This is a genomic window from uncultured Holdemanella sp. (genome assembly GCF_934772795.1).
Taxonomy (GTDB): Bacteria; Bacillota_I; Bacilli_A; order Erysipelotrichales; family Erysipelotrichaceae; genus Holdemanella.
Map to the genome: position 1 here is coordinate 1 of NZ_CAKVMR010000118.1, position 2,151 is coordinate 2,151.

At 25.6% G+C, this 2,151-nt stretch carries 3 protein-coding genes; all 3 read right to left on the reverse strand.

Annotation, left to right across the window (positions count from 1 at the left end; all coding sequences use genetic code 11):
• Nucleotides 1-459 precede the first annotated feature (459 nt).
• Complete coding sequence (locus tag Q0F04_RS11745) at nucleotides 460-918, reverse strand: hypothetical protein (protein ID WP_295753510.1); 459 nt, start codon at nucleotides 916-918, stop codon at nucleotides 460-462.
• Complete coding sequence (locus tag Q0F04_RS11750) at nucleotides 911-1,783, reverse strand: hypothetical protein (protein ID WP_295753512.1); 873 nt, start codon at nucleotides 1,781-1,783, stop codon at nucleotides 911-913. The genes Q0F04_RS11745 and Q0F04_RS11750 overlap by 8 nt, the downstream gene beginning before the upstream one ends.
• A gap of 147 nt (nucleotides 1,784-1,930) precedes the next feature.
• A partial coding sequence (locus Q0F04_RS11755) for a hypothetical protein (RefSeq protein ID WP_295753514.1) occupies nucleotides 1,931-2,151 on the reverse strand: 221 nt, incomplete at its 5' end.

Here is a 2,151-nt window from a genome sequence, read left to right on the forward strand (position 1 = left end):
AACTCGCCAAAGTTACAGATGTGAGCTTTTTTTATTTATGTAGTTGCTTATCAACCCAGTTCTTATACAGAACTGCTATCAAGGCAACGTTTAATGTTAAAGATATTATAAAAAATAGTATTACTTTAACCATAAACATCACCACCTCTCCTACGATAATTCGTATAATTGGTGGCAAAACCACATCTGTTTATTATCATTTCCTATGTTTCATAGTATAGCATAATATTTATAGTAAAGCAACACAAAAGAACAAATTTTTGCAAAAGTTTTTAAAAAAAATACTTGATTTCTATAAAATAATTTGGTAATCTATATATAAATTGATTGATATTTGTATCAATCGTCACGAAAGCCGAAAAAGTTGTAGATAACTACATCAACGGCACAAACAAAAAGCCAAAAAATTTTACACAAAGTTTTCATTAGCGATTGATATTAAAATCAATCTATATAAATCTATTCATCTTTAAATATACTTAAAATTTTATTCCAAATTTTCTTAAATATTGATTTATTATATTGTGTCATTGCTACTTCATTTGAAATCTTTTCACTAGAATCTGTTACTTTTTTATCTTTATTTTCAAAGATATCATCTGGATTATATTTAATTCTTTTATTTTCTTCAGAATCATTATGTGCTTGTTTTTCTAATCGCATTAATTGTCCTCTTTCTTCTTCATCTGATAAATAATTTCTATACAATGCATACATAATATATTCTGTTTCTTTTAATAATTTTTTATTTTCAAAATCGTCTTTTGATTGTATTTCAAATACATATTCTTTATCACTTTTTTCCTGAAATTTGTCAATCAGTTTCTGTGGTATTTTCTGATATTCACTATCTGGTAAATACTCTATAATTTTTAAAATTTCAGTATATGCCTTAGCATAATTTTCTATTTTAATCATTAGTATCCCTCCAGTCTTTTGAAATTAATCTAGTGGATTTTTTTAACCTCATTAATGTAGCTTCTATATCATCTATATTTCTTTGTGATGGTCTTGCCATCCTTCTTTCAAAACTTTTTCTACTTATTGGCTGTTCTATTTGGATTCCTTTACATTGGATTCTTACATCATTCTCATTTAATATTGGTAATTCATTAGTATTATAATGCTGTATTACATCCATTAAAGTAGCATCACTTTTTTCTAATTTTTTATTATAAAATTGTTGCACTGCTTCACCTAGTAATTGGTCTATTTTATATCTAATTTTTTCTACTTTTTTATCCTTTTCTAAAAAATTCACTTCTTTGTCATCCATAACTCTGTTTAGTTGAACTTCTAAATCTTTAATTGCACTACTTGTTTCAATTCCATTACTCTTTAATAAAGCTATCATAGATTCTGTAATTGGTATAATACTTCCTAATGCTGGATTTCCTATAACAGAACAATTTCTAATTGATTTTGATTGTGTTCTTGAATTAATAATAATTCCAGCTATATTATCTTTTTTTATACTTTTATAAACAAATCCTTCATCCACAAATCCAGAATCATGTGCTGTATTACCAGCTAAAATATAATCTACATCTTTAATATAAAAAGATATGCCTCCATCTAATATGTACACCCTCAAAGCTCCATAATTATCATCATGTGGAATAGCAACTGATATATTATCTTTACCATTATAGTGTCCAGAACTATTAACAGAAAATCCTTCAATCTTTGTACCTTCACTTTCTGATACAATTCCATTATTCATAATACTTTCATATCTAAGTAAGTTTTCTCCAATTCCATGATAGCAAAATTTTTGTTTCATTATTTTATCCTTTCATTCTTAATTTAAATTCATATATCTCTGTTTTCCACATACTTTTTGGCGAATTGGATTCGAAATTAAAACCTTATACATCTTATCCTCGTCATAATATATTATCATAAAAATTTATTTAGTATTCAATAACTTTTATTTTAAATACTCACCAACAACAATACTCTGATTATTTGCATTTATTATTACTTCTGCACCAATAGGAATAATACTATTAGCATGCATATGTCCAAAGTCATTTGTTTTTACTACAGGAACACTTGAATTTATTTTTCTTAATTCATCTACAATCATCTTTTCATTTTCTTCTATTTGTTGAAGTTGATATATGTAACCAAAAACTATTGCCTTATTAA

Coding starts and splice junctions, on each gene's coding strand:
- Q0F04_RS11750 (WP_295753512.1), bottom strand. CDS start 1,783: ATGAAACAAAAATTTTGCTATCATGGAATTGGAGAAAACTTACTTAGA.
- Q0F04_RS11745 (WP_295753510.1), bottom strand. CDS start 918: ATGATTAAAATAGAAAATTATGCTAAGGCATATACTGAAATTTTAAAA.